Genomic DNA, 25424 nt, shown 5'->3' with positions numbered 1-25424 from the left:
TTTGGATGGAAGGGCAGGGGTAAAATGTATATAATTTACTTGTTTAAGATTAATTTTACCTATATTTTTGAGCTATGGAATTTATTTTAGACTGGCACCCCGCTATTGCTTTAACATTTTTAAGTTCAATTACAGTGTTAATTTCCTACCTTGGATTAAAGATAGTAAGGAAATTTTACACCGAAGATGTACTTAAACAAAACCATGAAGTAGGAGGATTTATTTTCAATGCCTTCGGCATAATTTATGCCGTTTTGGTAGCCTTCGTTGTTTTTGCAACTTGGGAAGAATATGATAACTCAAAAAAGAATGTTGAAATTGAATCTATAGAGCTTGCCGATATATTCCATAATTCAAAAGCTCTGCCGGAACCATACAGGCAGCAGGTTATTCCATTGCTGAGGAAATACACAGAAGATGTTTTAAATGATGAATGGAAGCTGCTGGAACAGGGCCAGCCAAGCGAAAGAGCAAAGGAAAGCTTTAGTAATATCTGGACTTTCTTTGCAACTATGGACCGCGCTGTAATTAAGAATGAAATTGCTTACCAGGAAACCCTTAAGCATCTTAATGATGCAGGTGAGAGAAGAAGGATGAGGATATTTGACAGCAGTAATAATATTCCCGGGATAATTTGGGTAGTATTGCTGTTCGGCTCTGTTGTAACTGTTATATATACTTATTTTTTCTATGCAAAAAATATCATACACCAGTTTGTAATGACATCAGCTTTAACCGTACTTAATACTTTAATACTATATATGATCTTGATCCTTGATAATCCTTTCAGCGGTTATATAAAAATCGATCCGAAACCATTTGAGTATGTGATCCAGCTATTAAACAGGGGAATGTAATTTTATCAGCAGTATGTAATTGTGAAAATAACTACCACGGCGCTTTTAAGCCAAGCCCTGAGAGCTTATCTTCAAATTCTGCCCGTTCTCGGTTCTTTTTAGGTTTGCCGGTATCATCCAGCCAGTTAAATGATCTGCCCAGTGAAACAGCTTTTTCGTTATCACCCTGAGTCATTGCGGTCAATACTTCCATTTCAAGCCTAGTAAAGCTGTTTGAATTCACCCTGTAATCCATAAATGCTTCCCAAACGGCAGGACACCATTTAGCTACAATTTCATGGCCCATTATCTCCGCATAGCGGCGTATTTCATACTGCGCATGCGCATCCATTCTTAAATAAAGAAAGTGGAGTAAATTATGCAGGTCAACTTTCCAGTATGCTTCTGTGTAAGTGGAAAGCGGCAGATCTTTTCTTGCCTGCTCGCGCGCAATTCCCATTTTAAGACGTTCATCATAAATTTCGCGGGCAAGTGACTGCAGGTAACGCTCTTTTTCCGTTAGTGTTTTGCCTTCAGCATCGCCGGCAAAACCTGCTGAACCCTGGCGGTTGCCTGATGCCTGGATGCGCCATTCAGCTTCTCCGGTAGTTTGCGCAGAATCAATCGCTACGCTGTAGCGGGTGGAATACTCATTTACATTAGCCATGCGGTGGCGGATCCACTGCCTCCAGCAATCCATTGGCACACGCACGTGGAATTTTATCTCACACATTTCAAACGGGGTTGTATGGTGATGGCGCATTAAATATCTTATAAGCCCGCGGTCTTCATGAACTTTTTTTGTACCTTTGCCGTATGAAACCCTTGCTGCCTGCACGATGGATTCATCCGAACCCATGTAATCAATTACGCGGATAAAGCCGTCATCAAGCACTTTGAACGGCTTGCCTAAAATTTCATCAAGCGTAGCAACTTTGGGGCGCTCGAGTGATTCCATAATTGGATTGGTTTCCGGTACTTCGGTGTATTCTTTATTTATACTATCCTTATTTTCTGCTGACATGTAATTTTTGTGCTAAATTGAATTATTAATTGTAATGAAGCGGGAGTATTAAACAAAAATATCCCTAAAAGACTGCTTGTTTGAGTGAATTGATGCAAAATAGTAAATTGTGATGGAAGTTTAAAGGCTTAAACAGCCTTTACTTTATAAATGTAACGGTTTTTACTTCCTGAATTTTTGCCAAACAGCCTCAGCGGCAAATGAAACGATTAATAACGCTATCATAGTATATACTGCCTCCGGGGCTTTACGGAACGTATAGATCTCGAGTATTACGAACATTATCAAACATAACACCAATGAAGTAACCACTATCCAGCCTTTTGCGCCGGTTTGTTTAAGTATTTTCAAATGTCCAGCATTAACTGCTGCATATACAAGCAAAAAAGCGCCTGAGCCCATCATTGCGATTCCCGCCAGGTCAAAAAATAATATGAAACAGATCACCATCAGTGAAGTAATTAAGAGTCCGCCAGTAGCCCCTTTAATTTCATCCCGGGCAAAGACTGCGGGAAGCTCGCCATCTTTTGCCACCATGTAACTTACATTTGAGCCTCCGAACAAAGTGGCGTTAATTGCAGATGCTGTTGAAAACAATGCAGCAATTGCAATGAGCTTAAAACCCAGCATACCAAGGAATGGCTTTGCAGCTTCTGCCAGCGCGAAATCACGTGCAGCGGCTATCTGGCCGGTAGTTAAATTCCCGGTTACAGTTATAGATACAGCAAGATAAATAAGTATTACAATAAAAACCGCCATGTATAAGGCTTTTGGCAATGATTTGGAAGGGTTATCCATATTTCCCGCTGCGTTTGTTATTAAACCGAATCCTTCATAACCTATGAATAAAACTCCCGCTCCGAAGAAAATATATTCAGATGAGTTCCAGTGAACAGGAGCTAAATTTGCCGGGTTAATAAAGAAGAGTCCGGCCCCTGCAAACAGAACAAGGATCGATACTTTAACAGCAACTATAAATGTTTCAGCCTTGCCCACATCGCCTGCTCCAAGCATATTGATCAGTGTAAAAAGTATTACAGCACCTGCGGCAACCGCTTTAATTAACAGAGGCGAAGGGTTATTTGTAATGAATGTCATAGCATATGATGAAAATCCCTGGGCATATAATGCGATCGCGATCACATAACCTATCCACATGAATAAATTCAGGCCGCCGGAAACAGTACCTTTACCCCAGCCCTGCACAAGGAATTCCACGGCTCCTCCGGCAGTGGGAAATTTTGCTCCAAGCTTGGCATATGAGTAAGTTGAAAACAGCGCGACTACTCCGCCAATTAAAAATGAGAGCCACATTGCGGCTCCGGAAGCTTCAGCAACAACTCCCAGAATTGAGAATATGCCTGCTCCGATCATACCCCCTATACCAATAGAAACAGCAGCAACAAGTGATATCCTGTTTTTCATATTCTGAAATTTAATGTAATATTTTCAATAATTTAAGCACCAAATTTTTATTTTTTAAGTTTAGAGAATTATTTATCTGTGTTATTTTGGAGCTTAAATATTTAAGTTTAAATATATTTTAACCTAATTAAGGAGTATTTTATGTTTAAATATTTATCAATTATTCTGATATTATTCTTTTCAACAATTTCTATAATATCAAAGCCAAGAATAAGTTTTAAAGAACTTATGATCAATGCTGAACAAAACCGCCAATTACAATTAGATGCAAGAAAAATAGCATTAAGCAATAACCAGCCATACAGCATTAAAACCACCACAGGATATTTAATAGACGCAAAATCCGTTGAAGACGGAAAAGTAGTTTATGCAGTAATAAGCGACCCGGTAAATATCTTCAACGGAGGGTATGCAGCTTTTTACGATGAAATAACTTCTTTGTATGATAATAATAATTCAAAACTTTATTATGCTAACGGAACAGTTAAAGATAACACAAACGGAAAACTTGATCCGGTTGTATCAAGCATGATAACTGCAGACAGATTTTTGATGATACCTGAATGGACAGATGATAAAGTATATTTATTTGATGCGCAGACCGGCGACCTTTTGGATGCTAATTTTATTCCAACCACTTCACCGCAGCTGCAAAGTCCAAAAGATGCCCAGCAGCATTTTTCCGGCAGGTTTATAATTGTATCAGACCAGTTAAGTGATGTTGTGCAAAAATTTGATACAAGCGGTGCATATATTGGCTTCTATGCTCCATCTTCAGGAGTAAACACATCCATTCTCGATAACATAAGGGGTATTTGTTACAGACCTAACGGTAACCTTCTGGTTACTGTTGGTTCAGGCGCGAGCGCAAATACTGTTCAGCAGTTTGATACAGGCGGCGTAAGTATAGGTAGTTTTATAAGTACAGGGTTATCCTCTCCGTTTGATGTATTGATAAGAACCGGAGATATACTTGTATCAAATTCATCCGGGGCAAACAAAATAACAAGGTATGACCTTGCAGGCGCTTTTTTATCAAATTTTTATACCGCTGCTGATGTAAACTTTCCTCAGCAACTGATAAAGTTACCGGGAGGTAGAATTGGAATTTCTGCTTTCAGTATCCCTAATTCCGGGTTTACAATTATTGATTCAACGGGCACATATGTCAGAACATTGACAGGAATTACAGGTAACCGCGGTGCATATTTACTGGGCAATGGAAGATACCTGGTAACTAACGGCGGAGGGGTTCACGAAATTGATTCAACAACCGGAAGTTTAATACGTACTATCACAACTGCGGCAAACCTTCAGTATATAACACCTTATAATCCCGGCGCACTACTTTCAAACGGGAACAACGGAAATTTAATACCGGAAAAATATTCACTTGAACAAAATTATCCGAACCCGTTCAATCCATCAACCGGCATCAGGTACAGCATACCTGAAGGGAATTATGTAACTATAAAAGTATATGATTTAACAGGTAAAGAATCTGCAACGATAGTTAATGAATACAAACCGGCCGGAAGCTATGAAGTGACATTTGATGCAGGTGGTCTGGCAAGCGGTGTTTATTATTACAGCATTTCAAGCGGTGAATTCCGTAAAACCATGAAAATGGTTTTAGTTAAATAATATTCTGCTATATACTGTTAATAGCTGAAAGGACTCCTTTGAAAAGGAGTCCTTTCTTATTTATACAGGGGAAGGGGGCTCCCCCTTTCTGTTGCCTGTGCTTTATTGCACCGGAGAATAACAGAACTTTTTTTTCGAGTATTGAAGATCAAATAAACATTATCATTTAACTAAAATTAATTTTTTTACTTCAGTATATGAGCCGGCATGAAATCTGTAAATGTATGTACCGCTGGCAAGGCTGCTGCCGTTGAATTCTGCAGTATGAATTCCAGCTTCGAGCTCTTCATCAATTAAAGTTGAAACCAGCTGCCCGAGCAGATTATAAACACTGATGTTCACTTTTGTTCGTTCAGGCAGCTGGAAATCAATGCTGCTTTTGGGGTTGGAAGGGTTCGGGTAGCTTTGCCCGAGGGCATAATCTGTTGGTTTTGAAATAATAACCGGCACAGCCAGATCGAAATATTCATAATTTCCGTTAAAATCAATTTGTTTTAATCTGTAAAAATATTTACCCGGCTTAAGCTTTTTATCAATATAGCTGTATTCAACCGGCTGACTTGTAGTGCCGGAACCCCTGATGAAAGATAGTTTACTCCATTCCCCGGCATCGGTTTTTCGTTCTATATCAAATCCTGAATTATTTATTTCACTTTCGGTTTTCCAGAATAAGTTTACATTATTTTTTTCATTGCCGGCATAAAACAAAGCAAGATATACCGGCAAAGCCCCTGTACAAATAGAACCCCCGCCGGAATAAGAACCGTTGATAGTTATTATATCTGCGCAAACATCAGCGCCGGTTTGTATTTCAATGGTGGAACCTGATTCATAGGTAATGCTGCTTTGTTGTGAAAATACCCAGGTACAGCATAACAGGGCAAAAAAGATTATCAACAGGATAATTGCACTTTTCATCTGGAGGCATTTTTAATTTTTTTAGAATCATCAGTTGAGTTAAGCCTGTTTTCCAGCTCTGAAATACGAGCTTCCAAGTTCTTAAGCCGGTTTAATTCAGCGGCTAAAACTGAATTTTCTTCTTTAAGTATGTCATTTTCCTTTTTCAGCTCCTGTACTGCCTTAACAATAACCGGAAGAAGATTGCCGTAAGTTGCTTCCCATTTTTCGGGGTTATCTTTAAGAACCAGCTTAAGCCATTCAGCATTGAATTCATTCTGTACAGAGTCCAGTTCCTGTGCAATGAAGCCTGCAGTTTGAATGCTTTCCATTTTAGTGCCGTCTGCGTTATTGTTTTCATACCATTCGCGCCTATCCCAGTTGAACTCGCGCGGTTTTAGGTGCATTAAAAAGTTCAGCCCAAGAGAAAGCTCGTTGATATTTTTTTTATCCCTTACATCTGAAAGCGAAGTTATAGTCTGCACGTTACAGCGAAGAGATGTTACAGAATTGTTGCCCAGTGTAACCTGGTTTTGAGTAGTACCTGAAGACGGTTCAGAATTATTACCTATTAGTGTCAGATTTGTACCTGTTGTTACATTGGAGCCAGCGTCATATCCTATTGCGGTGTTATATGCACCCAGTGATTGTGTCAAAGAAGAATGACCAACCGCAGTATTTCTGAACCCTGTTTCATTGTTTTGAAGTGAATTTTTACCTATTGCAACATTATCAGAGCCGGATGTATTGATTTCCATAGCATTGGTACCAAGTACAGTGTTGTTTCCCCCGGTAATATTATTCAGCAACGCATAGTAACCTACAGCAACGTTTGCTACACCGCTGATATTGTTGTAGAGTGTTTGACCGCCGACACCAATATTAAAGCTTCCGGTAGTATTTAAGCTCATCACAAAATGACCTAATGCTGTATTGTAGTTTCCGCTAGTATTGGCGTTAAGAGATTGATACCCCAGGGCTGTATTCCAGCTTCCTGTTGTTAAGCTGCTTAATGTATTAGCTCCGATGCCGGTATTCATTGAACCATGTGTGAAAGAAGCCCCGCCCAGTGTGAAGTTTCCGGAGTTTATTCCAACAAAAGTATTGTTGCCCATATTGGAAGCATTTTTGTAATTATGTATAAAATGCGATGTTCCTTTATAAATTACCCCGGTATTCAGGTCAGTGGTTTCCTGCAGTTTCAGACTTTTGTTTAGTTCTGTGTAGCCGTTACTTTGTGACAGTGTAAAATATGTGTTTGTAGCATCTTTAATTTTAAATTGTCCGGTTACTCCGAGAGTATTGTTGATATTTTGCGCTGTTATTAAAGCCGGAAAAATTATTAACAGAAAAATTAACTTCCTGAATTTCATTTTTGGTTTCTCCTAATTCTGCATTACATTGCTTTAAAAACAAAAAAAGCAATCATTAATATTATAAAAAGTGCAACTGCTCCGAATACGAGGAAAAAAATTGCTGAAAACAATAGCCTGCCTTTAAACCTGGTCATAATATTTTCAAAAAAGCTGCTTCCTGTTGTATTCAACGGATCCTGAATACTATCGCTTACTGCTTCTTTTACAGATCTTGTTAAGTCGTCTAACATTGTTACCCTCCTTTAGTTTTTCACCCCAAGCCCCTCCCCCTTAATGAGGAGGGGAGAGATGAACTGTAATTATTTTACTAACATCATTTTTTTAATATCTGAAAAACCCTGTGTTTCAAGCTTGTAAAAATAAGCTCCGCTTGAGAGATTAGAAGCGTTAAAGTATATTTCGTGATTACCGGCTTCTAATTTCCCGTTAATCATTTCTGATACAAGTTTGCCTGTAATATCAAATACTTTAAGTGATACATATCCGCTAACAGGTACAGAGAATTTTATTGTAGTTGACGGGTTGAACGGATTCGGGTAATTCTGCATTAATTTGAATCCAGCAGGATTTTCATTATTCCCGGAAATTCCCGTTGTTGAAAGCATGTTTTTTGCACAATATCCGTTATATCCGCCGGTCAGAGACCAAATACCAATACCATCATCACCGCCTCCAAGAATGTACCCGGCGCGAGGTTCAGCCCAGTTTGTATCAGGTATTGAGGAAGTCATCTGAATTTTTGTGCTCCATGATGAACCCGAGTATGACCTGTAGAATCCCGCAGGTACAGAGGGGTTATCCTGGGCATAACATACTTTAAACTGGCTTGATGCGTTTCTTACTGCTATGAGATCACAGGTTCTCGTACGGTCACCTGAATAATCAATGGTATCTCTTGTCCATGCGCCGGCATTATTTCCTCCAACACCTGTTTTGAGGGCAAAAATATCCCAGTCACTCGAGTTAAACTGCCTTACGTATGTTATCATACCATTACGGTTGTTTGAGCCGCCGTTAAATGCAATACGAAGATCTTTATTAATATTTGACTCAGTTACAACCATGCTGCTGCCGCTTGTGCTGTAATTGCTTAGGTATGCAATATAAATGTTATTAAAGCCGCTGTTGTAACAATTGTAAACTGTCATGATCCTGTTTTCATTTGTACCGCCTTCATCTTTGTAGTAAGCAATATCGCCATATAGGTAGAGCCCTGCTGTTGTGCCTCCGGAAGTTGCCCAGTGAAATCCGTTGGAACCGTTTGGCTGAGTATAAGTGAAGCCCGGTGTAGAAGCAAAAGGGGAGCTGGAATACATATATTTTTGCTTGATGAAATGATTTGATCCAACAGCTGAATCCATTGAACAGATCATCATAACATAAGCATTTGATGTATAGTTGGAATTATCACTTGTTATTCTGGGATTGTAATAGTTCATTCCTGTTCCGCTTCCCGGAAAGTTCAGAATGGTCCAGTAGTAATCTGTGCCTGAAACAGCATTTCTTCTTATGAACAGGATCTTTTTTCTGCCGTCTGCCTGGTTAGTTACACCGGCTACGCCGAAGATCCAGGTATTTGTGCCGTCAAATACAATTTCTATATCCATTTCATCTTTGTTGAAGCTGTAACCGTTCAAAGACATCCAGAAAGATGTTGACCATGATGTACCGTTATTTGTTGAATACATAAGCTTAATAGTATCAGCACCTGATTGTGAATCCTGGCTAAGCCAGTAGAACAGCCTGCCTGCAACATTTGAGTTGGCAGGTGCAACACCGAAAGCATGTGAATAAATGCTCCATGAATGAATGGTTGACTGGTTATAGTCAGTTTCAGGTAATATTGTGCCTGAACCTTCATTCACAGTACTGTTCATAGTCGGGTGATAAACCTGAATGTTGCCGAGTAAGTTATCAATTTGCCCCTGAATAGTTGCTGCGGCGATTGAGTTGCCCGAAAGCCTTGCTGCATCAAGCTGTTTTTCAAGCCGGATGAGTTCTTTGCTTTTCATTTTAGGTTCAGGTGCAGTATTTGTTAATTCAGGTTCATTAACATTACCATTTGAATTTGAGTAAAGAATTTCAAGAGGCGGTGGCGCCTGTTTGTTTTGAGAATAGATCGAGCCGGGAATTATTCCGGAAATAAATGCCAGGAAAACTGCTGTGTAAATGTAAATAGTTTTGTTTTTCATTTTGTTTTTTGTTGTTTTATTTGTTTATAATTTAATTAATTTGTTTTTTTGATTATTGACCTGCTCCACTTACCTGTACCTTCCGGGTAAACTGCTGCTACCCTGAACAGATATTCGGTTGAGGGTTTTAACCCCGTGAAATTGTAAACCGGGTCTTTAACAATATCAACCTGCTGCCACTTTACCGGGTATTTAAGTGAAATTTCGATCATATATTTGTTTGCGGATTTAATAGAATCCCATTGAAGGAATATTTCACCCGGCATACTACCAATTGTTGCATAAACCGGGTCCGGAGCTTCTTGTGATGTATTAAAGCTATGTTCGGTATTTTCAGATTCAATTTCATTTGAAACGCTGTTTTTCATTTTTATTGGATTTGAGAATAATTATTTTCCTTACAAAGATAGATTAAGGAAGCGTGTTGGTTCAAAGAAACTTATTTGGAATTTTTTTTGATCAAAATTTGAGCGAAAAGACTGCAAATGCCGAAAAGTGATACTTTTTCAGGATTTTTAATAGAAGGTTTTTGAAGATTGTTACAGTAACTGAGTTTTGGAATTTAAAGCAGAAATGTTTTTGAAAAACTCTTTGTAAGATTATTATCAGATTTAAATTGTTTTAAAATGAGCTGATTTTCAACAAAATTAACAGATAATTAAATATTGAAAGTTTGTAATTAATGCAGAAAACTTATCTTGTTGAAATACTTTCCAAACTCTCATCCAGGCAAATGAAAGAGCTTAGTGATTTTATTAAGTCTCCTTTTTTTAATAAAAACGAAAGTGCGGAAAAACTGTTTGAATATCTAAGGCTGGTACATCCTGAATTTAACCCGGAAAAAACCAGGAAAGAGTATATTTATCATAAATTGTTTTCCCCGGCTGAATACAATGACAGCTTTATGCGTATGATAATATTCAAGCTGACTGAGCTAACCGAAAGTTACCTTGCATATACTGAAATGACAAAAATACCAACCGACAGGGAATTATATGTAACACAAAGCCTGCTGGAGCTTGGTCTTGACAAAAGTGCACAAAAGATTATCACGCAAACAGAAAAGCAGTTAAAAAACACCAGGGTATTTGAAGCAAGATATTACGAAAGGAAATTTGAGCTTGAAAAACTTAAAGATATAATTTACTCACGAAATTATATTGCTACTACGGTAAAAGATAAACCGGATAAGTCTCTGCTTGCGGAATCTAATAACCTTACATATTTTTATCTTATAATGGTCCTTCAAAGATACCGTTACCTTTTAAACAAATCATTTACTGTTGATACAGATTTTGAACTGGATTTTCTTCCTTACATTCTCGGGTTTCTTGAAAACGAAGGAAGATCATACTTGCAGAACAAAGTTCTTTCATTACTTTACAGGCAGATAAAGCTTCTGCTTGATCCTTCAAATGAAGAATTGATGTATGAGATCAAAAAAGAGCTCTGTAATGATGCAACTCCTATAGAAAAATTCGACAGGAGAGACGGCTTAACCATACTTGCGAACATATGCATAGAAAAAGTTTACAGCGGAAAAAAAGAGTTCTATAAAATGATGTTTGAAATGAACAAGTATATAGTTGAGAAAAATCTATATAACAGGGTTCAGGGCGGGTATTTTGATAAAGAAGTTTTCACAAATATTGTTATAATTGCTCTAGGTCAGAATGAGATCAGGTGGGTAGAAGAATTTATAGAATCAAACTACAGAAAACTGCCTCCTGATATCAGGGAAAATGAAAGGAATTACTGCTACTGCAAAATTTACGAAAAGACCGGTGATTATAAGACCGCAAAAGAATATATATCAAAGGTTACCTATACCGACGTTCATATGAAGGTGAATGCAAGGATAGCAAGAATTACAATAGATTATGAATTGGGAAATATTGAAGAAGTTTTCAATGAGCTGGAAAATTTCAGAAAATATATTCAGAACGATAAGCTGTTAAGCAAAGGTAACCGTAAAATATGCGGTAATTTTATAAAATACAGCAGTAAATTATGCAAAGCAAGGTATAGCTATAAAGTTAACCTGCAAAGCCTGAAGGAAGATATTGCCGCCTGTGAAATGATTAATCACAGGAAATGGCTGATGGAAAAAACAGATGAATTAATGCAAAGAAAAGGAATTTAAGGATCATTTAAACTGTAAATAATTATTTGTTGTATCAGCATCAGGAATGTAAGAGCTTCCAAGCTCGATCAATAAAGGTTTTTTATCTGTTTCAATATCCACCCATACGGATTCATCTTCTTCGTTTTTCCAAACAGAAACCGTCCTGTAAGCTCTTTTAGTGCTTCCATCCTTAAACTTTACAGTTAAAGCTATCGGAATAGGCAGCTCCCCTTCCTTTGTAACCTCGATCTTCAGCAAATCATCTTTTGCAAACACAGAATCAATTGCAAGATCCGGATAGCCCTGTTTAAAGAACCAGGGTTCATAAAACCAACCAAGCTCGTCATCAGTGATATCTTCAAATGTGAAGAACAGGTCATAAGGTGATGGGTGTTTGCCGTTCCATCTTTTAATATATTCCTGAAGCCCTTTTTTAAATAACGCATCACCCATAAAATCACGCATCATATTAAAAGCATTTGCCGGGCGGAAATAAGCATGGTTTCCGTACATTTCTCCGCGGATCATGTAACTTGGATACATCATCGGGACTTCATCATACTGACCTGCATAATCAAGGTACCTGGTCACATTCCTTGCTCTGAAATCAATTGTTTTATCAATTTCATACTGTATATATTCAGAAATCATCTGCGTTAAACCTTCATCCATCCAGGCATATTTTCTTTCGTTATTACCCATATAAAACGGGAAATACGAATGAACCACTTCATGTACAGTTGTATGTACAGTCCATATACGCTGATCGCCCGAGCCCATGTTTACCATCATCGGCGATTCCATTCCGCCCCTTCCGTTGAAGACTGTAATTTTGGGAAAAGGAAAAGGAATTCCCGGAAGCTCTTTAGAAAGAAGTTCAACTGATTTAGCAGCTATATCACACACTTCATAAAAAGTAACAGAAGACGGTTTATAAACTGCGTTAACAAAAACCTTTTTATTAACCCCTTCTGCAGTTCTGCCATCCCATAACAAACCGCTGCCGGTTCCGAATGTAAAATCAGTTACATGTTTTGCAATAAAATGCCATGTATTGGTTTGGGTTGAATTGCTGAAAAGCGGTTTGCCTGAAGACAGATCATCGGCAGAAATAATATTAATAAGTGAAGGAGAGGTCATTGCTTCAGAATATCCTGAAAGAATTTCCTGGGAAAGAACGTCCTGAGGATTTTGAAGATCACCGGTAGCCCACACGCCGAATTCCGAAGGAACGGTTATTTTTATATCATAATTATTGAAATCATTATAAAATTCTGTATTGCCGGTATATTCAGTCAGATCCCATTCATCAATATCATCATAAACGGCTATCTGCGGATACCAGTAAGCGATAAAAAACAGGGTGGAATCATATTGTCCCATCCTGATCCCGTTTTCCTTCGGGACGCGGAATTCCCATGATACATTAACTGTAATTTGTTTTCCGGGATTTACGGAAATATTTTTAATTATCAAATTTGTGCCTGTAAATTCCAGTGAAGTATCAGCAGGAATGTTAAAGCTTTTTTTACCGACTGTAAGTGAGCTTATATTTATACCTTCAGAATCGCTGACTGACTTGTATGGAAAGTCACGCATAGCGTCTTTTTTGTTGATGTTTTGGTATAATCTTAATACTATTTTATCAAGTGTATCCGGGCTGGAATTATAATAAATAATGGATGCGGAGCCTATTAGTATTCCCGTAGCAGGGTTTAAATTTGCATTTATTTTATAGTCGGCATGATTTTGCCAATATTCCGCTCCGGGTTTGCCGTCAAGAGAGCGGGTTCCGTTTTCATAAGCAGCCAAATATTCAAGCGGAACATAAATGGACTGGGCATAAATTCCTGCCTGCAGCAGAAAGATCAGTAAAAGTATGGATTTTTTGTTAATCATCAATATAAGATATTTAATATCAAAATCATAAAAAAGGTTCTTTTTTATGAAATTTTTTTGTTTTAACCAAACTATTTTAACATTTAATAAAAAAACCCGTATATTTTAATATACGGGCTTATGCTTCCTCCTTTAGTGAATGGTCAGCATCACAATACAGGAAGGATTCTGACCAAAAATTTACTATTTACCTTTCCATTTTTTCAGCTGTTCATCATTTAAAATCGGTTTAATTTCTTCATTTGCTTTTTTTCTGTAATCTTTATAACCGCCTTTAATTTTACCGCTTTTCTTTTCTTTATCGGCTTTATATTGCTGGGCATATTTAAGGTAAATATCATAAGCCTGGCTGTATTGTGTGCTGGTTAGACCAACTTTATTGCTTAACCATGTTGCCCATTCAGATGCTTTTTCTTCCGGGCTGCCAAAGTCATCACCGGCATATGATGTTGATGCTGAAACTGAGACAAAAGTGAAAATTATTAAAACCAGAATAGCTTTTAGATTTATTTTAAACATTTTAAACCTTTCTGTTTAGTTAATCAAATTTAGCAGTCAATCAATCTTTTTTCAAAGATAATTTTTGAAAAATGTGAGTTAAGTTTAATAAGAAATATTTATTTATTTGCAGTTAATATACTTAATTCGCATTTTTGTGTGAGTTATTTATGATAAAAACTTCAGTAATTACAATTTTAAGAAGTCTTTCAGTTAGTGAAATTAAGGAATTTGATAAATTCATTATTTCGCCATTTTTTAATAACCAGCCCAGCCTAACAAGATTTTATGAGGAATTAAAGAAATATTACCCCGAATTCCCGGAAAGATCTGTAGACCGCAAAGCCATTTTTGAAAATCTTTACCCGGATAAGCAGTATAGTGATGAAGTAATTCGAAGGCTGACTTCTGATCTGAAGAAACTTCTGGATACATATATTTATAATAAAGTTTTGGATTCAAACCCTGTTGAAGCCAGGTATTTAAAATCGTTTGAATACAGCCGCAGGGGGCTTCTTAAAGAAGCAGAAAAAGAGCTTGATCAAATTATAAAAAGAATCGGTACAGATGGCCCGATGAGCAACGAATACGTTCAAAACCGTCTTGACTATGAGGACAGGCTTGTACAGATAAAGCTAAGCACAAACAAGCAGTCAGAAATTTCACCGAATTTCATCAATGAGGTAGAATATCTTATATACCATTTTATTTTGCGGCTTTCATATTATATGCATAATGTTCGTGTCAATAAAGTTATATTTAATATTTCAGAGAGTAAATTTATCAATGATTTTATAACTTCTGTTGACCTTTCAAAGATCGATAAGCTTATTGCACTTGATAAATTATCAGATAACACAAAGAAGGCAATGAGGGTATATGTTCTGTTCATTTTAAATAATTATTATGAAAAAGATGAATCATATTTTGAAGAACTGAAAAATATATTACCTGAAGCAATAAATTATTTTCAGGAGTATGAAAAATATAATATATACCAAATGGCTGAAGCGATATGCTGGCAGAAAATGGTTGTTGTTGACAGAGAAAGATACCGAAGAGAATTGTTCGAAATAAATAAAATGAGGCTTGAAGCAGGGGTTTTCCTTCCTGATGGCAGAACAATGAGATTTATGCTGTTCAGGCAAATACTTATGACCGCTCTGCAGCTGAATGAAAGTGTTTGGGCAGAGCAGTTCGCGGAAAATTACTCTAAATATCTTCCCGAAATGATCAGGAATAATCTTAAATTATTTGCCGATGCACACTTGCTGTTTGAAAAACAAAAATTCGAAGAATCGCTTTCAATATTAAACAGGATAGATTTTGATGTATTTACTTTGAAGTTCGATATAAGGAACCTGATGATGAGGATATACATCGAACTTGGCTACATAGAAGAGGCTATATCGCTTCTTGATTCATACAAACATTTTATAAGTAAAAATAAAGGGGTATCTGAATATTACAGGAATATTACAGAGAGCTTCCTGAAATACTGCAAAAATTTAATTGATCTGAAAACGGGAAGATCAAAAATGGATCCAGGTGAAATATTAATTGAGCTAAAAAAGGATAACGATGTGAATTTCAGGTCATGGTTGATCGAAAAGCTTGAAGGCTCGATATAAGAAGGTATAAATGAAAAACCCCGCCCTGAAAAAGCGGCGGAGATTTTTCCTGAGGGGAGTATTATTTTTTCCTCTTAAAACCGGCAAGCAAGGTCATTCCAATTGCAAATATCAAAGGCATCTCAATGCCGAACAAACCGCATTTTTTGCCTTCATCTTTAACTGTAGCAGTCATCTCTACATCTTTTTTCAGGTCTGCTAATGTTTTTTCCCAAACTACAGATTTTCCATCCTTGCGGCCGTTGGTCTGTAATACTTCTCCGGGGAACTCAAAAGTATAGGTCAGTTTATAATCACTTGAACCCATTGTTTTTGCGTTCGAAGTATCCTGCAGAAGAGTGAAGCTGAAATCTTTTCCTTCTTTTCCTTCTTTCCAGCCAGCTTTTGTCTTTTCAAATCCTTTTGCAGAAGTAAGATTGTTGAAATCCTTGAATTTTATATCCATGTAAACATGTTTTGTTGAATCATCAAGCTTATCTTCCATCTTAAAGCTGGTAACTTCGCTGTTTGAGGATGTATAATTTTTCTTCGCGGTTTCTTCTTTAAAGCTGAATGAACCAAGCTCAGTTGAAGATTTCAGGTTGTTCATCTTTGCCCAGTATTCTAGTTTTATAGTGCCTGAACCGTCACTGTTTATTGCAGTCTTCTGGTTAACATTAACGCAGGCAGTAAAATAAAATGCCAGTCCAAAAGCCATTGTGAAGATCAACAAAGATTTGAAAAATGTTTTCTGTGTGTTTTTCAATTTTCCCTCCGGAATATTAATAGTTTATTGAACGATACGAAATTATCGGGAAAATTAAAAATTTACAAAGAAACTTATTTCTGATTGTGACCTGTAAAAAGGGGTATTTGCGGTTAAAAACATAAAATTTAGCTAAATATCACCAAATTTTGTGAGTTATTGCGATAAAATTCCTATTTAAAATTTATTCTCTTTAATTTGCACCACCAATAAAATTATTTCTGAAATCTGAGTATTACCTGGAATAAAATCCAAAGCCTACTCCTAAAGAAGCTTCAAATAGCCCGGGTTTTCCGTTTTGTTTGAAAACATTTCTGAATTTTATATTTGGGTGGATAGAAAGCCCTTCAAGTAATCCTGTGGAAGCCCATACACCAAATGCAAGCTGAATAAAGTAACCCTTATCTGTAAGATCAGTATAATACCCGGCTCCCGGTGATAACATAAATATTGAGGATTGCCTGAAATCGAAATTCAGCGGAATATCAAGGTTGTATGAAAGATGAATAAGGCTATTTCTTTCACTTCTGAATACAAAGGTATAATCGAATTCTGCCCTGCCATAAGGAAACTTGCCAATTGATAGCTCCTTGGAAAGTCCAAAGTATGCGCGGGAATCCTGCAGAACAAGAGTCGGTGTTAAAATTAGTATAGAGCCGAGGACCAGGGTATTACCTGCTTCGCTTTTTGTAGAGTTAGCTGAATACTTTAAGCTTACCTGTTCCTGGGAGCTGGCTTCACTTAACATACACACCAGCATTATTAAAAGTATGATACACCGCATTAACAAATATAACTAATAAATATTCTTATCTACAAATAAAAATTTATTTGTAATCTTGGAAGATATGTTTATCTTTGAGTTATGGATTTTGTGAAAACATCAGGGGGCAGCTTTAAATTAAACGGGAAACCATTCAGGTTCTTAGGGGCGAATGTATATGAGCTTGCGAGCCTTGAGAGCAGCATAACCAAACAGGTTATAGCTGATTCCTCAGAGGCTGGATTTAAAGCTTTAAGATTCTGGCTGTTCGAAAATAAATCCCTGGCTGAACAGATAAAAAAGCTGCATGAGATCTGTGATGCTGTAAAGCCATACGGAATAAAGCTTATAATATCGCTGGCAGATAAATGGGGCTATTTGCAGAACTACAAAATAGATGAAAAATGGTATATAAACGGGTACAGAAATGAATATTTGAAATATGTAACGGCTGTAACCGGGGAGTTTAAAGAACGAAGCGAAATAATGATTTGGGAGCTTATTAATGAACCTGAAACTGATAACTTTAATGTGTTTTATGAATTTGCTAAAGCAGTATCAGAAGAAATTAAGAATGTGAACGAAAATCACCTGTTATCAGTTGGAACAGTAGGCGGTGTAGGTGATAAGTTCGGGTCTTATTTATCAGTATTCAATAAATCCAATTTCAAAAAGCTGTATTCACTTAATTCACTTGATGCAGTTTCACTGCATGATTACAGCTATGATTCAGGTGTATTCGAAAGACTTGATATATTATACCGCTTTAAGGGTGAGCTGAAAAAAGCTGAGCGGTATTCTGCAATTGGGAAGTCGATTGAAAAACCTTTTGCGGGCCTTGACGGGTATTACTTAAGAAAAGGAAAATTGATCCGTTTCCCGTTAACCCTTCGCTGGCTTTGGAACATCTATAATAATAGGGATACAGGTTTTGCAAAAAGTATCAGTAAGCCGGTTTATATCGGTGAAATAGGATTTAAAAATATCCCGGGAAGAAACAGGGTTAAAATCATGGAAATTGATATAAAGAATAAATTTGAATCAGGGATTGACGGGATCATGTTATGGTCTTTTGAAGTGCAAGGATGGAATAAAGACGGCCATGATTACGGTTTTGGCCCGGGTGAAGGATTTGAGGAAGTTGTGAAAAAGTGGAATAAAAATATTTAATTAAAATTATACGCAGAAACCAGTTTCTGTGATACTGAAAACAATATGAAAATACTTGAAACCGAAAGATTAATGCTGCGAAATCAGCAGCCTGAAGATGCTGAAGTTATCGGAAAGATGTTCAGTGACGCAGAAGTTATGCGTTTTATTGGGGACGGAAAAACTTATCCGCGTTCAGCTGCTGAACAATCTATAAACAGATGGAATGACTATGAACGGGAACATGGCTTCACAAGCTGGGCTGTTATCAGGAAAGAAGACAATGCATTTATAGGCAAATGCGGTTTTAATTATTTACCCGATAACAGCGATATTGAGCTTTCTTATATGCTTGATGAGCCTTACTGGGGCAGCGGTTATGCAACGGAAATTGCAAAGGCAACGCTTGAGTATGGACAGGAAAAACTCGGATTAAAACGTGTTGTAGCAATAGTCTACCCGCAAAATTCACCAAGTATAAGAGTGATAGAAAAAACCGGAATGAAGTACGAAAAAGAATATGACTATATGGGAATAAAAATGCTGATGTATGCTGTAGAAAAATGAACTAAAAAAATATGTAATACACGTTACGAATCTTCAGTTGAAACCCCGCGAATGATTTATTCGTCATAACCTTTATATGATACCGGCAGGCATATTAAGCCTGCGTTATTTTTTAACAATCAATAATCCCAGAAAATGCCCAAAATCGTTAAAATTGCTTTATATTTTTACGCAGCTTTGCTGCTTATTGTTTTTACGCATCACACACATTCACAGGATAAAGTTCAGAAAATTGACGAGCTTGTTCAGAAATACAAATCTCTGGGCCAGTTCAACGGCGCAGTTTTAGTTGCTGAAGATGGAAATATAATCTTAAGCAAAGGTTACGGTATGGCTGATTTTGAAAAACAAATTCCCAATACCAACGAAACAAAGTTTCGGCTTGCCAGTGTTACCAAGCAGTTCACTGCAATGTTGATAATGCAGCTTGCAGAAAAGGGGAAGCTGAAGCTTGAAGGAAAGCTTTCTGATTATCTGCCGTATTACAGGAAAGATATTGGAGAAAAGATAACAATTCATCAAATTTTGAGCCACACTTCAGGACTTGCAAACTATACCAATGACCGTAAATTCATGCAGGATGAATCTTCAATAAAAGTTACACCAAAAGAATTTGTACTTAAATACTGCAGTGAGGACCTGATCTTTGAGTCAGGCACTAAATGGGAATATTCCAACTCGGGCTATTTTATTCTAGGCCTGGTAATTGAAGAGTTAACCGGTAAATCTTGGGAAGAAAACCTGCAGGAAAATATTTTAACCCCGGCGGGTATGCTGAATTCAGGCAACGAACACAGCGGCAGAACATATGAGAACCAGGCTAAAGGCTACATCAGAACACTGGGCGAGTATAAACCTTCAAAATTCATTGAAATGACCATTCCGTATTCAGCAGGCTCGATGTATTCCACAGTTGAAGATATGTATAAATGGGACAGGATCTTGTATTCGGATAAATTACTTGGCAAAGAATACAAAGATAAAATGTTTACTCCCGTACTGAATAACTACGCCTGCGGCTGGCAAATTATTGAGCACCCGGCAGGTGAGAAAAAGCTTAAGGTAGTTACTCACAGCGGGGGAATATTCGGGTTTAACTCCCTGGAAACAAGGCTTGTAGATGAAAATAAATTTATAATGCTGCTGAATAATTTTGAAGGCGGCAATCTAAACCAGATTACTATAGGAATTGTGAACATACTATACGGGCTTGAACCTGCCAGCCCGAAAAAAAGCTCAGCAGAAGAATTAGCGAAGCTTATAGTTCAACTTGGTATTGATAATGCAATAGCTGAATTTCAGAAATTCAAAGATAACAAAGATGAATACGTTACCCGCGAGAGAGAGATCAACCAGCTTGGCTACAATCTTTTAACTGTAAAGAAAATCACTGAATCAGTGAAGGTATTCAGGCTTAACACTGAGCTTTATCCGGAATCATGGAACGTGTATGACAGCTACGGCGAAGCGCTTGCTGAAGCCGGTGAAATTGATAGTGCTATTATGAACTATAAAAAATCTATAGAGCTTAATCCTGAGAACGAAGGCGGTAAAGAAATGCTGAAAAAGCTTCAGGAAAAGAAGTAAATTTCATATAATATATTGACGTCAGCGTATAATATGCGGAGTATTTTAAGATGCTCCGCATTTTTTTTGCAAGTGAATAAAAAATGTATTTTTGTTATAATTATTTTAAATAAAATTTGATTAATTAAGCTCAATAATATGGAAATCAGGAAAATCTCTAGCGGGGCTAAATGGGAAGATATAGTAGGATATTCCCGTGCCATAAAAGCAGGTAACAGGGTAATGGTTACCGGAACAACATCAGTTGATGAGAACGGTAATATCCACGGTATTGGAGATGCATATGCGCAAACTAAATTTATTTTTCAGAAGATAGAAACATACCTGAAGGAAGCCGGAAGCTCCATGCAGCAGGTGGTGTGGAACCGAATGTTCGTTACAGATATCAGCAAATGGGAAGATGTTGCCCGCGCTCATGCTGAGTTTTTTAAGGATATTAAGCCCTGCGCAACGATGGTAGAAGTGAAAGGTTTCATTCATCGTGATATGCTTATCGAAATAGAAACAGAAGCAATATCTGTTTAATTATTAATAATTATTAAAAAGTTGATATAGTTATGCCGGTAAAAATCAGTAAAATTGATCATGTTCAGATCACAATTCCTCTAAATTCTGAATCTATTGCCAGGAAATTTTATACAGGGATACTTGGCCTGCAGGAAATAGAAAAACCTGAATCTTTAAAAAGCACCGGAGGCGTATGGTTCATAGCAGGTGATATAGAACTGCACCTTGGTGTTGAAGAAAACTTTAATCCGGCAAAGAAAAAAGCTCACCCGGCTTTTGTTGTTGAAGGTTTGAACAGGGTGCGGGTTCATTTGATACAAAATGGAGTTGATATAAAAGATGAAACTGAAATTCCGGGGAGAAAAAGATTTTCGTTTTATGACCCGTTCGGCAACAGGATAGAATTCATGGAGTTTCATGGGTAATTGAAAATAGGTGCTTTGCGGTCTTAGCGAGGCGTTCCCGTGAATTTAGGAGATTGCTTCGCCGCTAGCGCTTCCGGCAAATTTATGATATAAAGCTTAAGCCATACCATTTACCATTAAGCCGTAATATTCTCTTTTCTTCAGGTTGATCTTTACGTTAAAAAAACAATTACCTCCATCGGCAACATACACAATATCAGTTTTCCATTTCTTCAATATTTCAGATTCAGCCATACAGAAACAATTTACCCAGATCACTTTATCTCCGCCTTCAAGCTCACCGCCTACAAACTGCATGTTGTAATCTTCAAGCTTTCTCCCGAAAAATGGATTTACTGTACCGGATGCTTCCTTTGTAAAACAGTCTTTCAGCACTTCTTCTGCTGTTTTAATATCATCTGTTGTCGGGTTGTATTGTTTGTAGTTCCTTCCGAATGCCCACTCCATTTTTACAGGTGCAGGGATTACCGTCTGGTTTGGTTTCAGGTCAACATCATTTTTTCCGGTTTCTGTATTCCCGGATTTATCATCTTTTTTCTTATCGTTAATATTGTTTTTATTTTCATTGTTTGCACAGGAGAATGAAAAAAGAATAAGTGAAATCAATAATATTTTTTTCATTTGCATTAAATTTTAGTTATATCTTGAACTTTTAAAAAATATGTTTGTTTCAGGAAAATTATCAAAAATTGTTTTTAAAAATAACGATATGTTTTAATAATTTGGGTAAATTTTATTGAGTTTAATAATTAATAATTTAGTCCTAAATTTGTAATAGAAAATAAAAATAACTTATTAATAAATAAATATTTACATAGAATAAATGAAAGAAAGATCACTGGCGATTTTAAAGCCCGACTGCCTGGAAAAAAAGGTACAGGGAAAAGTTATACAGCATATACTTGATGCGGGATTTGAAATAAAAGGTATGAAGTTAATGCACCTCACAGAGGATTCCGCAAAGAAGTTTTACGAAGTACATAAGGAAAGGCCGTTTTACGGAGAGCTTGTTGCTTATATGACCTCGGGCCCGGTAATACCTATTTGTATGGAAAAAGAAAATGCAGTTGCTGATTTCAGAAAGCTTATTGGCGCAACAAATCCTGCCAACGCTGAAGAAGGCACAATACGCAAAATGTACGCTGATTCAATTGAGCGCAATATTGTACACGGTTCCGATTCACCTGAAAACGCAAAGAATGAAATTGCTCATTTCTTTAATGAGAATGATCTAGTTTAAATTGCGAGCGAAGCGAAGCAATCCCATTAATTATTATATTATATAATGAGATTGCTTCGTCACTTCGTTCCCCGCAAATTAGTTTCTCTTCACCCATCCCCCAAAAGAGCATACCTTTACTTAATAATTACCGTAAAAATTGTGAATATTACTATTGACTAATTAAAAACATTGCTTTATATTTGCAGGTAAATATGAATAATTGCCTAATAAAATAAAGCAAATCTTTAATATTACCTTAATAATTAAGGCAATTAAACCAAAAATATGCATACAATAGACGAAACAGACCTGAAAATTCTGGAATTCCTGCAGGAAAATGCCAGGATGAAAAGGAACGAAATTGCTGAAAAGATCGGGCTTTCACTTCCTTCTGTAACAGACAGAATGAATAAGCTTGAAGAGTTAGAAGTAGTTGAATCGTATAATGCCAAACTTAACCACAAAAGGCTGGGGAAGGATATAACTGCTTTCATTTTTGTAGCAAGTGATTCATCCGCACATTATAAAGATTTTATCCATCATGCCCTTGCTTCTCCTGAAATACTTGAGTGTCACTCCATTACTGGTGATGGGTCTCATGTGCTTAAAATTCGTACAGAAAACACCTCTTCACTTGAAAAGCTCTTAGCCAAGATCCAGTCATGGAAAGGAGTGCGTTCCACGCGTACATCAATTGTCCTTTCATCACATAAAGAAACTTTTACAATAGACCTAAAAAATTATCTGAAATGAAAAATACCAATAAAGCGCTGAATACTGAAATTCTGAAGATCAATAAGCTTATTAAAGAACAGAACATCGAAGTAGTAGATATAAAATGTATTGATCTGACCGGAAGGCTCCATCATATATCACTCCCGGTTTACCCGGAAATTATTACCACTCTGATAAATGAAGGCGTCGGGTTTGACGGTTCAAGTTACGGGTTCCGTAAAGTTGAGAACAGCGATATGATACTGGTGCCTGATCTTGCAACTGCTGTTATAGACCCATTCCGTGAGTCCAAAACACTCAGCTTTTACGCGAACATTTTCTTAACCGATGAAGCACGGACCCCGTTTGGCCAGGATGGCAGACATATAGCCCGCAAAGCTGAAGAGCTTGTGAAAAAATATACCGGCGGAGATACTTCCTGGTGGGGACCCGAGTTTGAATTCTACATTTTCAGCAAGGTAAAATATGATACAAGGACCTCGGCATCATTTTATGAAGTAGAACATGCTGAGGAATTTTTCACCAATGCATACCATGCAGCAAACCCGTTTGATGTATATGATGATTTCCGTGATAAAGCATGTAAAATGCTGAAAGATTTCGGGATTAAAGTAAAGTACCATCACCACGAAACAGGGGAGCGCGGACAGCAGGAAATAGAAACATATTTTGAAACACTGCTTAAGACCGCAGATAATGTAGTGACTGTAAAATATGCTCTTTTTAATTTAGCCAGGCAGAACAACATTCACATTACATTTATGCCGAAGCCGATGTTCAAGCAGCCCGGCAGCGGAATGCACGTACACACATTCCTTACAAAGAACGGCAAAAACGCTTTCTACAAGAAAGGTGAATACGGTAATATCAATGAGCTGGGCAGGTATTTTATAGGGGGATTACTTAAAAATGGCAGAGTGCTTTCGGCGTTTACTAATCCAAGTACAAACTCATATAAACGCCTGGTACCCGGATTTGAGGCACCTGTTGCTTTAACATACAGCAAAGGAAACCGTTCATCAGCTATCAGGATTCCTTCGTATGTTTCCAATCCAGAAATGACACGGTTTGAATACAGGCCGCCTGATTCAACAGCGAATCCTTACCTCTGTTTATCAGCCATTTTAATGGCTGGGATTGACGGTATCATAAATAAAATAGACCCGGTAAAAGAGGGATTTGGTCCTTTTGAAAAGAATATTGTTGACCACGCTCACCATGAAAAAGTTGATTTTCTGCCGCGCAATCTTGAAGAATCGCTGGATGCGCTGGAACAGGACAGTGAATTCTTAAGGCGTGATAATGTATTCAGTGATGAGCTTATAAAACAGTGGATAGAAAATAAGCACAGGGAGATAAACTCCATTAATACTATGCCTCACCCGTTTGAGTATAAAATGTATTTTACATTATAAAATATACTAATTTTGTTTAGATTTTGCAGTTTTTAGCCCACGGCTTTAGCCGTGGGATTTAATAGGAGAGTAAATGATCAACCACTTCAGTGGTTTCCAAAAATGTCACATTCATTCACCAAAATCTGGCTGCATGCAGTTTTCTCTACTAAAGATAGAAGTCCATTAATATTGGATAAATTCGAATCTGAACTTCATGATCACCTGAAGCAATCTCTATCAAAGAAATTTGAAATTGAGGTTCGGGCAGTAAATGGTATGCAGGAACATGTGCATATTGTATTCAGGCTCAACCCTAATTTTTCGTTAATTGATATTATGAAGTATATCAAGGGTGAGTCATCCCACTGGGTTAATTCCCATGACTTTTCAAATTTCAAATTTGCCTGGCAAACAGGTTATAGTGCATTTTCAGTCAGCGAATCAATGCTGGACGCTGTAGTCAAGTATGTAAATAACCAGAAAGAGCATCATAAAAAAGTAAGTTTTAAAGAAGAGTATGATCTGTTTATGAAGAAATACGGTAATGATCTTGTAAACCGTTGAAACGGTTTCAGGAGTGTAACTATATTTTTCCCACGACTAAAGTCGTGGGCTAACGACTGAAACTGTGCGTTGAAACAAAGAAGAAAGGGTTATTCAGTTTTATTGAAATTGAGTTAGAATGAAAAAATTAACTTTACTAATTCAAGAAAATAAATAATAATTTCGCCTGCGGATATATCCGTGGGTGTATAATAGGAATAAATTGCAGTATCCACA

General features: G+C 37.1%; 25 protein-coding genes. 13 read left to right on the top strand and 12 right to left on the bottom strand.

Going from position 1 to position 25424, the window contains the following annotated elements; all coding sequences use genetic code 11:
- Window positions 1–74 precede the first annotated feature (74 nt).
- Entirely contained in the window at window positions 75–857 is a 783-nt protein-coding gene (locus J0M37_02310) for a DUF4239 domain-containing protein (protein MBN8583901.1), read from the top strand.
- A gap of 31 nt (window positions 858–888) precedes the next feature.
- Here the strand turns inward: J0M37_02310 and J0M37_02305 are convergent, their stop codons facing one another.
- Together J0M37_02305 and J0M37_02300 are read right to left on the bottom strand one after the other, a co-directional pair.
- The gene (locus J0M37_02305) at window positions 889–1794 is read right to left on the bottom strand and encodes an FAD-dependent thymidylate synthase (protein ID MBN8583900.1); all 906 of its coding nucleotides are present in this window, start codon (window positions 1792–1794) and stop codon (window positions 889–891) included.
- A 228-nt stretch (window positions 1795–2022) separates the two neighbouring features.
- A complete protein-coding gene (locus J0M37_02300; protein MBN8583899.1) occupies window positions 2023–3285 on the bottom strand; it encodes an amino acid permease in 1263 nt (420 codons plus the stop codon).
- A 552-nt stretch (window positions 3286–3837) separates the two neighbouring features.
- Between J0M37_02300 and J0M37_02295 the strand changes: the two genes are divergently transcribed.
- Window positions 3838–4929, top strand: a complete 1092-nt coding sequence (locus J0M37_02295) for a T9SS type A sorting domain-containing protein (GenBank protein MBN8583898.1) — start codon at window positions 3838–3840, stop codon at window positions 4927–4929.
- Window positions 4930–5091: 162 nt separating this feature from the next.
- Here the strand turns inward: J0M37_02295 and J0M37_02290 are convergent, their stop codons facing one another.
- From J0M37_02290 to J0M37_02270, 5 genes are all read right to left on the bottom strand, one after another.
- A complete protein-coding gene (locus J0M37_02290) occupies window positions 5092–5847 on the bottom strand; it encodes a T9SS type A sorting domain-containing protein (GenBank protein ID MBN8583897.1) in 756 nt (251 codons plus the stop codon).
- Window positions 5844–7199, bottom strand: a complete 1356-nt coding sequence (locus J0M37_02285; protein MBN8583896.1) for a tail fiber domain-containing protein — start codon at window positions 7197–7199, stop codon at window positions 5844–5846. The genes J0M37_02290 and J0M37_02285 overlap by 4 nt, the downstream gene beginning before the upstream one ends.
- Before the next feature lie 23 nt (window positions 7200–7222).
- Entirely contained in the window at window positions 7223–7432 is a 210-nt protein-coding gene (locus tag J0M37_02280; GenBank protein MBN8583895.1) for a hypothetical protein, read from the bottom strand.
- 69 nt (window positions 7433–7501) lie between these two features.
- A complete protein-coding gene (locus J0M37_02275; protein ID MBN8583894.1) occupies window positions 7502–9394 on the bottom strand; it encodes a T9SS type A sorting domain-containing protein in 1893 nt (630 codons plus the stop codon).
- Window positions 9395–9429: 35 nt separating this feature from the next.
- Window positions 9430–9762: a fibronectin type III domain-containing protein gene (locus J0M37_02270; protein MBN8583893.1), complete on the bottom strand. Its 333-nt coding sequence runs from the start codon at window positions 9760–9762 to the stop codon at window positions 9430–9432.
- A gap of 314 nt (window positions 9763–10076) precedes the next feature.
- Here J0M37_02270 and J0M37_02265 point away from each other — a divergent pair, with 314 nt between their 5' ends.
- Window positions 10077–11537 carry a hypothetical protein gene (locus tag J0M37_02265; protein MBN8583892.1) on the top strand — a complete coding sequence of 487 codons (1461 nt, stop codon included), beginning with the start codon at window positions 10077–10079 and terminating at the stop codon, window positions 11535–11537.
- Window positions 11538–11540: 3 nt separating this feature from the next.
- Here J0M37_02265 and J0M37_02260 read toward each other — a convergent pair whose 3' ends face one another.
- Both J0M37_02260 and J0M37_02255 read right to left on the bottom strand, forming a co-directional pair.
- A complete protein-coding gene (locus tag J0M37_02260; GenBank protein MBN8583891.1) occupies window positions 11541–13418 on the bottom strand; it encodes a M1 family metallopeptidase in 1878 nt (625 codons plus the stop codon).
- 183 nt (window positions 13419–13601) lie between these two features.
- A complete protein-coding gene (locus tag J0M37_02255) occupies window positions 13602–13937 on the bottom strand; it encodes a hypothetical protein (GenBank protein MBN8583890.1) in 336 nt (111 codons plus the stop codon).
- A 149-nt stretch (window positions 13938–14086) separates the two neighbouring features.
- On the opposite strand from J0M37_02255, the gene J0M37_02250 reads away from it, so the two are divergent.
- A complete protein-coding gene (locus tag J0M37_02250; GenBank protein ID MBN8583889.1) occupies window positions 14087–15547 on the top strand; it encodes a hypothetical protein in 1461 nt (486 codons plus the stop codon).
- A gap of 61 nt (window positions 15548–15608) precedes the next feature.
- On the opposite strand, the gene J0M37_02245 is transcribed toward J0M37_02250, so the two are convergent.
- Both J0M37_02245 and J0M37_02240 read right to left on the bottom strand, forming a co-directional pair.
- Window positions 15609–16292: a hypothetical protein gene (locus J0M37_02245; GenBank protein ID MBN8583888.1), complete on the bottom strand. Its 684-nt coding sequence runs from the start codon at window positions 16290–16292 to the stop codon at window positions 15609–15611.
- A gap of 235 nt (window positions 16293–16527) precedes the next feature.
- Entirely contained in the window at window positions 16528–17040 is a 513-nt protein-coding gene (locus tag J0M37_02240) for a hypothetical protein (protein MBN8583887.1), read from the bottom strand.
- A 117-nt stretch (window positions 17041–17157) separates the two neighbouring features.
- Between J0M37_02240 and J0M37_02235 the strand changes: the two genes are divergently transcribed.
- From J0M37_02235 to J0M37_02215, 5 genes are all read left to right on the top strand, one after another.
- Window positions 17158–18225 (top strand): cellulase family glycosylhydrolase, encoded by a 1068-nt coding sequence (locus J0M37_02235; protein MBN8583886.1) that lies wholly within the window; start codon window positions 17158–17160, stop codon window positions 18223–18225.
- 45 nt (window positions 18226–18270) lie between these two features.
- Window positions 18271–18771 (top strand): GNAT family N-acetyltransferase, encoded by a 501-nt coding sequence (locus J0M37_02230; protein MBN8583885.1) that lies wholly within the window; start codon window positions 18271–18273, stop codon window positions 18769–18771.
- 135 nt (window positions 18772–18906) lie between these two features.
- Window positions 18907–20358 carry a serine hydrolase gene (locus J0M37_02225; GenBank protein MBN8583884.1) on the top strand — a complete coding sequence of 484 codons (1452 nt, stop codon included), beginning with the start codon at window positions 18907–18909 and terminating at the stop codon, window positions 20356–20358.
- 138 nt (window positions 20359–20496) lie between these two features.
- Window positions 20497–20883, top strand: a complete 387-nt coding sequence (locus tag J0M37_02220; protein MBN8583883.1) for a RidA family protein — start codon at window positions 20497–20499, stop codon at window positions 20881–20883.
- 32 nt (window positions 20884–20915) lie between these two features.
- Window positions 20916–21290 carry a VOC family protein gene (locus tag J0M37_02215; protein ID MBN8583882.1) on the top strand — a complete coding sequence of 125 codons (375 nt, stop codon included), beginning with the start codon at window positions 20916–20918 and terminating at the stop codon, window positions 21288–21290.
- Between the two features lie 96 nt (window positions 21291–21386).
- Here the strand turns inward: J0M37_02215 and J0M37_02210 are convergent, their stop codons facing one another.
- Complete coding sequence (locus J0M37_02210; GenBank protein ID MBN8583881.1) at window positions 21387–21911, bottom strand: hypothetical protein; 525 nt, start codon at window positions 21909–21911, stop codon at window positions 21387–21389.
- A 202-nt stretch (window positions 21912–22113) separates the two neighbouring features.
- Between J0M37_02210 and ndk the strand changes: the two genes are divergently transcribed.
- The 4 genes from ndk to tnpA all read left to right on the top strand — a co-directional run bounded on the left by ndk (window position 22114) and on the right by tnpA (window position 25208).
- A complete protein-coding gene (ndk, locus tag J0M37_02205; protein ID MBN8583880.1) occupies window positions 22114–22530 on the top strand; it encodes a nucleoside-diphosphate kinase in 417 nt (138 codons plus the stop codon).
- Between the two features lie 267 nt (window positions 22531–22797).
- Window positions 22798–23265 carry an Lrp/AsnC family transcriptional regulator gene (locus J0M37_02200; protein ID MBN8583879.1) on the top strand — a complete coding sequence of 156 codons (468 nt, stop codon included), beginning with the start codon at window positions 22798–22800 and terminating at the stop codon, window positions 23263–23265.
- Window positions 23262–24662, top strand: coding sequence for a type I glutamate--ammonia ligase (gene glnA / locus J0M37_02195; GenBank protein MBN8583878.1), 1401 nt, complete (start codon window positions 23262–23264; stop codon window positions 24660–24662). Before J0M37_02200 ends, glnA begins: the two co-directional genes overlap by 4 nt.
- 102 nt (window positions 24663–24764) lie before the next feature.
- Window positions 24765–25208: an IS200/IS605 family transposase gene (tnpA, locus tag J0M37_02190; GenBank protein MBN8583877.1), complete on the top strand. Its 444-nt coding sequence runs from the start codon at window positions 24765–24767 to the stop codon at window positions 25206–25208.
- The last annotated feature ends 216 nt before the right edge of the window (window positions 25209–25424 follow it).

Source organism: Ignavibacteria bacterium, from assembly GCA_017303675.1.
In the GTDB taxonomy this organism is placed as follows: domain Bacteria; phylum Bacteroidota; class Ignavibacteria; order Tepidaquicellales; family OLB5; genus OLB5.
Note: the sequence above shows the minus strand (reverse complement) of the source record. Positions and strands in the feature narration are given on the sequence as shown.

Coding starts and splice junctions, on each gene's coding strand:
- J0M37_02275 (MBN8583894.1), bottom strand. CDS start 9,394: ATGAAAAACAAAACTATTTACATTTACACAGCAGTTTTCCTGGCATTT.
- J0M37_02230 (MBN8583885.1), top strand. CDS start 18,271: ATGAAAATACTTGAAACCGAAAGATTAATGCTGCGAAATCAGCAGCCT.
- J0M37_02290 (MBN8583897.1), bottom strand. CDS start 5,847: ATGAAAAGTGCAATTATCCTGTTGATAATCTTTTTTGCCCTGTTATGC.
- J0M37_02300 (MBN8583899.1), bottom strand. CDS start 3,285: ATGAAAAACAGGATATCACTTGTTGCTGCTGTTTCTATTGGTATAGGG.
- J0M37_02240 (MBN8583887.1), bottom strand. CDS start 17,040: ATGTTAAGTGAAGCCAGCTCCCAGGAACAGGTAAGCTTAAAGTATTCA.
- J0M37_02310 (MBN8583901.1), top strand. CDS start 75: ATGGAATTTATTTTAGACTGGCACCCCGCTATTGCTTTAACATTTTTA.
- J0M37_02265 (MBN8583892.1), top strand. CDS start 10,077: ATGCAGAAAACTTATCTTGTTGAAATACTTTCCAAACTCTCATCCAGG.
- J0M37_02305 (MBN8583900.1), bottom strand. CDS start 1,794: ATGGAATCACTCGAGCGCCCCAAAGTTGCTACGCTTGATGAAATTTTA.
- J0M37_02235 (MBN8583886.1), top strand. CDS start 17,158: ATGGATTTTGTGAAAACATCAGGGGGCAGCTTTAAATTAAACGGGAAA.
- J0M37_02280 (MBN8583895.1), bottom strand. CDS start 7,432: ATGTTAGACGACTTAACAAGATCTGTAAAAGAAGCAGTAAGCGATAGT.
- J0M37_02215 (MBN8583882.1), top strand. CDS start 20,916: ATGCCGGTAAAAATCAGTAAAATTGATCATGTTCAGATCACAATTCCT.
- J0M37_02225 (MBN8583884.1), top strand. CDS start 18,907: ATGCCCAAAATCGTTAAAATTGCTTTATATTTTTACGCAGCTTTGCTG.
- tnpA (MBN8583877.1), top strand. CDS start 24,765: ATGTCACATTCATTCACCAAAATCTGGCTGCATGCAGTTTTCTCTACT.
- J0M37_02285 (MBN8583896.1), bottom strand. CDS start 7,199: ATGAAATTCAGGAAGTTAATTTTTCTGTTAATAATTTTTCCGGCTTTA.
- J0M37_02255 (MBN8583890.1), bottom strand. CDS start 13,937: ATGTTTAAAATAAATCTAAAAGCTATTCTGGTTTTAATAATTTTCACT.
- J0M37_02250 (MBN8583889.1), top strand. CDS start 14,087: ATGATAAAAACTTCAGTAATTACAATTTTAAGAAGTCTTTCAGTTAGT.
- ndk (MBN8583880.1), top strand. CDS start 22,114: ATGAAAGAAAGATCACTGGCGATTTTAAAGCCCGACTGCCTGGAAAAA.
- J0M37_02260 (MBN8583891.1), bottom strand. CDS start 13,418: ATGATTAACAAAAAATCCATACTTTTACTGATCTTTCTGCTGCAGGCA.
- J0M37_02220 (MBN8583883.1), top strand. CDS start 20,497: ATGGAAATCAGGAAAATCTCTAGCGGGGCTAAATGGGAAGATATAGTA.
- J0M37_02200 (MBN8583879.1), top strand. CDS start 22,798: ATGCATACAATAGACGAAACAGACCTGAAAATTCTGGAATTCCTGCAG.
- glnA (MBN8583878.1), top strand. CDS start 23,262: ATGAAAAATACCAATAAAGCGCTGAATACTGAAATTCTGAAGATCAAT.
- J0M37_02210 (MBN8583881.1), bottom strand. CDS start 21,911: ATGAAAAAAATATTATTGATTTCACTTATTCTTTTTTCATTCTCCTGT.
- J0M37_02270 (MBN8583893.1), bottom strand. CDS start 9,762: ATGAAAAACAGCGTTTCAAATGAAATTGAATCTGAAAATACCGAACAT.
- J0M37_02295 (MBN8583898.1), top strand. CDS start 3,838: ATGATACCTGAATGGACAGATGATAAAGTATATTTATTTGATGCGCAG.